This is a genomic window from Phreatobacter sp. (assembly GCF_016793595.1).
In the GTDB taxonomy this organism is placed as follows: Bacteria; Pseudomonadota; Alphaproteobacteria; order Rhizobiales; family Phreatobacteraceae; genus Phreatobacter.
Genome location: NZ_JAEULY010000016.1, coordinates 181,532 through 187,882, shown reverse-complemented (window position 1 = coordinate 187,882; position 6,351 = coordinate 181,532). Strand labels below are relative to the sequence as shown.

The following is a 6,351-nucleotide window of genomic DNA, read 5'->3' as shown; positions in this document are numbered from 1 at the left end:
CTCGACCCTCACGTTGGCAACGTGATGCTCTACCACTGAGCTACTCCCGCACCGGGTCGCTGCGCAGGGCCGGGCGAACCCGCCCCTTCGCAGGCGCGCGATAATAGGGGCTTTTCCCACATTTGCAAGCGGCCAAAACGGCCGCGGCGGGTGGCCGCGAAAGTGCTGAATCGGCGACAAAATTGTCCCGATTCGGTGCGGTATCGGCGGGAAGCCCCGTCCGCTCCGGGTGTTGACGTGAATGCGTCCCGCCGCGGCCGCCGTCCCACCCACCGAGGAAACGCCCGATGAACTCCGCCCCTCTTCAGTCGCCCGTCCGCGCCACGCGCGCGCTTTTCGTTGCTGCCGTGCTGGCCAGCGCGGCATTGGGCGGATGCGCCATGCCGGGACCGTCCGCCGCCGGCGGCGCTGCACCGGCCGGCGCCGCCGACGCGGCCGAGAACTATCGCCGGGGCGCCGCCTTGCTCGCCGGCAGCACCGGCCCGCGCGACCCCGCGGAAGGCGCGCGACTGATCCGTCTCGCCGGCGACCAGGGCGATGGCGAGGCCGCGTTTGTGCTGGCGACCACGCCGGGCCTCCGCCCCGCCAACGAGCGCGACGACGCCGGCGCGGCGGTCTGGCTGCGACGCGCCGCGATCGCCGGGCATCCGGCCGGCCAATATCTGTACGCCGACGCTTTGCTCAACGGCCGCGGGGTGGCGCCTGAGCCGAGCTGGGCTGCGCTGTGGATGGCGCGGTCGGCAGCCAACGGCTATGGCCGCGCCCAGGTGATGCTCGGGCTGCTTTATGTCGACGGCACCGCGCTGCCCGCGGACAAGGTTCAGGCGCAGCGCTGGTTCATCGCCGCGCAGCGCAGCAACACGCCGAATGCCGCGCGCTACGCGCGCGCGCTCGATGCACGGATGACGCCGGCGGAGCGCGGCGCCGCGCGCAATGCCGCGGCGATGCAGGGCGGCGCCGACAGTTTCCCCGACGAAGCGCTCGTCCGTTACGTCCAGTACGCGTTGGGCCGGCTCGGCAGCGATCCCGGTGCGGTCGACGGGATTGCGGCCAGCCCCGCGACCCGCGAGGCCATCAGCCGTTTCGAGCGCACCAACGCCATGCCGGTATCGGGCCGGATCGACACCGACCTCGTCCTGCGGCTGCGCGAGCGGATGCGCGCCCTCGGCTGAGGGCGCGCATCGCGACAGGTCAGCGCGCCAGACCGAGCGCGCGTTCGGCCCGATCGACGACGGAGCGGCTGACCGAGCTCGACGCCGTGCGCTCGGCAAGTCCGCGCGCCTCGGCCTGGCTCGACATCCGTGCCGCAGCCTCGTTCTCCGCGGCGCGCCCGCGGGGTTCATTCTCGGACGCGCGACCGCGCGCCTCGTTCTCGGCCTGACGGCCGCGGACTTCGCCTTCGGCGGCCCGACCGCGAACCTCGCCTTCCGCCGCCCTGCCTCGGACCTCGCCCTCCGCTTCGCGCCCGCGCGCCTCGACTTCGCCACGACGACCGCGAACCTCGCCCTCCGCGGCCCTGCCACGGACCTCGCCTTCCGCTTCGCGCCCGCGCGCCTCGACCTCGCCGCGACGACCGCCGCGGACTTCACCTGCACCGTCGTCCCGACCGCCGCCGCGTCCCGCAACGGTGTCGCCGCGTCCACTCCCCCCGCCATCTCGTCCGGAATTGGCCGAGCCGGGTCCGCTGTTGTCTGAGCCGCGACCGCTGTTTTCGGAGCCGTGGCCGCTATTCGCGCTACCGCCACCGCCTGAACCGGAGCCGCCGCCGCCCGAGCCGCCGCCTCCTCCGCCTCCGCCTCCGCCGCCGCCGCCTCCGCCGCCTCCACCGCCGCCGCCGCCCCCGCCGCCGCCATCGCGGGCCTGGGCAATGGAGGTCACGACACCATCAGTGAGCGATATCGACAGCGGCAGCGTGGCCAAGCCGATGACGAGGGCGCTGGCCGATGCGATGGTTCGGGCGGTGCTGGACTTAAGGTGCATTTTCGATACTCCTGAGACGTGCCGGGACACCTAGTCCAACACCGCGCCATCGACGCTATTCCCCGCGGGTGGGCGTGACATCAGCGTGACCGTGGTTCGCAGCCTGCCGGCCGCAGCCGGACCGCCAAGCGAACCGCAAACACGGCGGCAACGAGATCGGGGTTGCCACAGCGGCCCCCAGACGCCATTTAATGGGGGTCAGCCGGCATTTGCTGGTGTGGGTGGGGTCAGCGCGTTCGACGCGGGCCGGCCCGCACGGCAATCATCGCCATATCGCAACCGATTCTGTGAGGATTTCTGGGGCCATGGAACCCATTCTGGGGGCAACCGCGCCCGGCTCGGCCGGCGACCCGATCAAGGACAGCGACATCGAGAGCTTCATGACCGATGTCATCGAGGGCTCGCGCGATGTCCCGGTGATCGTCGACTTCTGGGCGCCATGGTGCGGGCCGTGCAAGCAACTCACGCCGATCCTCGAAAAAGCCGTGCGCGAAGCCAAGGGCAAAGTGCGCATGGTCAAGGTCAACATCGACGAGAATCCGGAGATCGCGCAGCAGCTGCGCATCCAGTCGATCCCCACGGTCTACGCGTTCAAGGGCGGCCGGCCGATCGACGGCTTCCAGGGCGCGCTGCCGGAGAGCCAGGTCAAGGAGTTCCTCAAGCGCATCAGCGGCGGCGCCGCGGCGCAGCCTTCGCCGATCGAGGCGGCGCTTGAACAGGCCAAGGCCGCGCTCGACGCCGGCGATGCCGGCACCGCATCGGCGCTCTACGGCCAGGTCCTGGCGCACGAGGCCGGCAACGTGCCGGCCGCCGCCGGGCTTGCGCGCTGCTATGTCGGCGCCGGCGACCTCGCCAAGGCCAAGGCCCTGCTCGACGGCCTGCCCGCCGAGGCGCAGAAGGACAACGACGTCGCCAGCGCGCGCGCCGCGATCGAGCTTGCCGAGCAGGCCGAGGCCGCGGGCGAGCTCGGTTCGCTGGAAGCGAAGCTGCGCGAGAACCCCGCCGACCACCAGGCGCGGTTCGACCTCGCCGTGGCGCTGTTCGGCGCCAACCGGCGCGAGGAAGCGTTCGATCATCTGCTCGACCTGTTCAAGCGCGCGCGCAGCTGGAACGACGACGCGGCGCGCAAGCAGATGGTGAAGTTCTTCGAAGTGCTCGGGCCGACGCATGCGCTGACGATCGCGTCGCGCAAGCGGCTATCGTCGCTGATGTTCGCGTGAGCACGGGCACGGAGCGCGCATGGCGTTGAGCCGCAGCCGCATCGCCTCGCTCGCCGACCTGCCGGCGACGATTCCGGTGTTTCCCCTTCCGGGCGTGCTGCTTCTGCCGCGCGGGCGGCTGCCGCTCAACATCTTCGAGCCGCGCTACCTCGCGATGATCGACGACGCGCTGGGCACGCCGGACCGGCTGATCGGCATGATCCAGCCGACCGAGCCGGAGGTCGAGGGCCGTCGGCCCGCGCTTTACGGCACCGGCTGCGCCGGGCGCGTCGTGTCGATGAGCGAGACCGACGACGGGCGCTACCTCATCACGCTGCAGGGCGTGTGCCGCTTCGCCGTCGCGTCGGAAGTCGAGACCGATCGCGGCTATCGCCGCGTGGTACCGGATTTCGCGCGCTGGGCGGACGACCTGGAGCGCGACGTGTCGAAGATCTCCGACCGCGCGCGCCTGATCGGCGCGCTGAAGACCTATTTCCGCGTCAACAGCATCGAGGCCGACTGGGACGGCATCGAGCAGACGCCGGACGACAAGCTGCTGACCACGCTCGCCATGGTCTGCCCGTTCGAGCCGACCGAGAAACAGGCGCTGCTCGAATGCCGCACCGGGGCCGAGCGCGCCGCGACGATGACGGCCCTCCTCGAAATGGGCGCGATGGCGGGCTGCGACGATCGGGCCAAGCATTGATCGCGGTCATTGCGTCGTTTCCGCGTCACGGCGAAATCGCGCGATTGATCGCACCGCCCGATCGCGCTATGTGGGGCCGGCGCGTCCGGGGGAGATGGCACGACGATGGGTAATGCCGGCACGGGGGTCGACCCCAAACTGCTCGAGATCCTGGTCTGTCCGCTGACCCACGGCCCGCTGCGCTACGACGCGGCGCGCAGCGAGTTGATCAGCGAGCGCGCCGGTCTCGCCTATCCGATCCGCGACGGCATTCCGATCATGCTGGTCGAGGAAGCGCGCAAGCTCGACGACGCGCCCGGCGCGAGTTCGCCCGCCGGATGAGCCAGTTCGGATCGCGCCGCTGGCCACGGGAGATCCGCCTTCTCAAGGAAGAGCGGACGCTGGAGATCGAGTTCGACGACGACAAGGTGTTCCGCTATCCGGCCGAGTACCTGCGGGTCGAAAGCCCGTCGGCCGAGGTGATGGGCCACGGACCCGGCCAGAAGCAGATCATCGCGGAACGCGCCGAAGTGGGAATCCTCGAAGTCGAGCCGGTCGGCCACTACGCGATCCGCATCAAGTTCGACGACCTGCACGACACCGGCATCTACTCCTGGGACTATCTGCGCCATCTCGGCGAGAACCGCGACGAGATCTGGGACCGCTACCTTCAGGCGCTCGAGGAGCGCAGCCTGTCGCGTCATCCCCAGCGGCGTTGAAGCCCGCACGGCGGCCGCACCCTATTCGCGCATGCACCGCCAGCTTCTGCGCGAGACGGCGGGCGACAACCGACTCGACGGACCGCTCGATCTTTTCGAGCGCGCGGGCTTCCGGCGAACCGCTGGCGTTAAAGACCCACGATCCGCCGCGCGATCATTCACCGGCGGTCTACGTCGTGCGCGACGGCCCCGCCGTCGCCGTCTCCCGGCTGCACTTTCTGCGCGACCGCGCGGCGCAGGGATGGAACGGCTGGCCTATCGCGACGCCTGAGGGCGCCGGCGGCGAAAGGCGCTACAGCTTCTCGCCGCGCACGAGGCGCGGCAGATCGCCGACCACGCCCATGGCGTGGCGCATGAACAGCCGCTTGAGCGGCGGGATCTGTTCGACGAGGCCGAGGCCGAGATCGCGCACCAGGCGCAGCGGCGCGATGTCGTTCGAGAACAGGCGGTTGAGCACGTCGGTGACCGCGAGCAGCGACAGATTGTCGAAGCGCCGCCAGCGCTCGTAGCGCTCCAGCGCCAGCGAGGACGCGGGATCGAGGCCGAGCCGCGCGGCATCGACGAGGCATTCGGCGAGCGCCGCCACGTCGCGCAGCCCCATGTTGAGTCCCTGGCCCGCGATCGGATGGACCCCGTGCGCCGCATCGCCGGCGAGCGCGACGCGGCCGGCGACGTAGCGATCGGCGAGCACGACGCCGAGCGGATAGGACCAGCGCCGGCCGGTCGCGGCGATGCGGCCGAGGCCCGGCCCGAAGCGTTCCGCGATCTCCGCCGCGAACTCGTCGTCCGGCAGCGCCAGCATCGCCGGCACGAGGTCGCGCCGCTCCGTCCACACCAGCGACGATTGGTGGCGCCCGTCGGGCGCATCGGGCAGCGGCAGCACCGCGAAGGGTCCCGCCGGCAGGAAGCGTTCATGCGCGATGCCGCGATGCGGCTTGGCATGCGTGAACGACGCCACGATCGCGGTCTGCGCATAGTCCCAGCGCGTGACGCCGATGCCCGCCTGCTCACGCACCGCCGAACCGCGCCCGTCGCAGGCGACGACGAGCCGCGCCGTGATCTGCCCGCCACCCGCCAGTGCGAGCGTCGCGGTCGTCGCATCCTGCGCCAGGAGGCTCGCCTGCATCGGAGCGAGCAGGCGGATCCGCGGCATCGCCGCGACCCGCTTGTAGAGGGCGCGGCGCGTAAAGCGGTTCTCGATGATGTACCCGAGCGGGTGGTCGCCGACGCTGCGGTGGTCGTAGTGGAGGAAGAGCAGCGAATCGCCGTCCGAGACGCGGATGTCGTCGATCGCGCCGGCATGGGGCGCAAGGTCGTCCCACAGCCCGAGCCCCTTGAGAACCTGCGCCGAACCCCAGGCGATTGCCGAGCCGCGACCGTCGAAGGCGTCGTCGGCGGCGTTCGCCGGGACCTCGCGATCGACGACCACGACGGAGAATTCGGCCGCCGCACAGGCGATCGCCAGAGTGAGGCCGACCAGCCCACCGCCGACGATCGCAATGTCGGCCGTCATTTCGTCCTTCCGCATGGCCCGAGCATCCCGCCGAGCCGTGCCGAAGTCCAGGGGCGCTTCGCCGCGCCGAGATGAGCATTTTTTGAGCAGATCGCCGCCGGCGAATGCCTAAAATTTCGCCGGCCAATCTCGAAACGCCTTGGGCCACGCCCGGAAAAGCATCCGGAATCGTGACTCATCCGGCGGCACCCGGCGCGGCGCGCGCATGCCGGTCGCGCCGCCTGGGCGATGGCACGGTTCTTGATGTTGCAGGGG

The 6,351-nt window shown here is 70.8% G+C and carries 7 protein-coding genes; 5 read left to right on the top strand and 2 right to left on the bottom strand.

All coding sequences use genetic code 11. The features are described 5' to 3' along the window. Positions 1-287 precede the first annotated feature (287 nt). Positions 288-1,172 carry an SEL1-like repeat protein gene (locus tag JNK84_RS18135; RefSeq protein ID WP_293426277.1) on the top strand — a complete coding sequence of 295 codons (885 nt, stop codon included), beginning with the start codon at positions 288-290 and terminating at the stop codon, positions 1,170-1,172. A 19-nt stretch (positions 1,173-1,191) separates the two neighbouring features. Here JNK84_RS18135 and JNK84_RS18130 read toward each other — a convergent pair whose 3' ends face one another. Next, positions 1,192-1,980 (bottom strand): hypothetical protein, encoded by a 789-nt coding sequence (locus JNK84_RS18130; protein WP_293426275.1) that lies wholly within the window; start codon positions 1,978-1,980, stop codon positions 1,192-1,194. A 305-nt stretch (positions 1,981-2,285) separates the two neighbouring features. Here JNK84_RS18130 and trxA point away from each other — a divergent pair, with 305 nt between their 5' ends. From trxA to JNK84_RS18110, 4 genes are all read left to right on the top strand, one after another. Beyond that, positions 2,286-3,200, top strand: a complete 915-nt coding sequence (gene trxA / locus JNK84_RS18125) for a thioredoxin (RefSeq protein ID WP_293426273.1) — start codon at positions 2,286-2,288, stop codon at positions 3,198-3,200. A 19-nt stretch (positions 3,201-3,219) separates the two neighbouring features. Continuing rightward, complete coding sequence (locus JNK84_RS18120; RefSeq protein WP_293426271.1) at positions 3,220-3,885, top strand: LON peptidase substrate-binding domain-containing protein; 666 nt, start codon at positions 3,220-3,222, stop codon at positions 3,883-3,885. A gap of 105 nt (positions 3,886-3,990) precedes the next feature. After that, positions 3,991-4,206, top strand: a complete 216-nt coding sequence (locus JNK84_RS18115) for a Trm112 family protein (protein WP_293426269.1) — start codon at positions 3,991-3,993, stop codon at positions 4,204-4,206. Beyond that, positions 4,203-4,583 (top strand): DUF971 domain-containing protein, encoded by a 381-nt coding sequence (locus JNK84_RS18110; protein ID WP_293426266.1) that lies wholly within the window; start codon positions 4,203-4,205, stop codon positions 4,581-4,583. Before JNK84_RS18115 ends, JNK84_RS18110 begins: the two co-directional genes overlap by 4 nt. A 292-nt stretch (positions 4,584-4,875) precedes the next feature. Here the strand turns inward: JNK84_RS18110 and JNK84_RS18105 are convergent, their stop codons facing one another. Continuing rightward, positions 4,876-6,111, bottom strand: a complete 1,236-nt coding sequence (locus JNK84_RS18105; RefSeq protein WP_293426264.1) for a UbiH/UbiF/VisC/COQ6 family ubiquinone biosynthesis hydroxylase — start codon at positions 6,109-6,111, stop codon at positions 4,876-4,878. Positions 6,112-6,351: the final 240 nt, after the last annotated feature.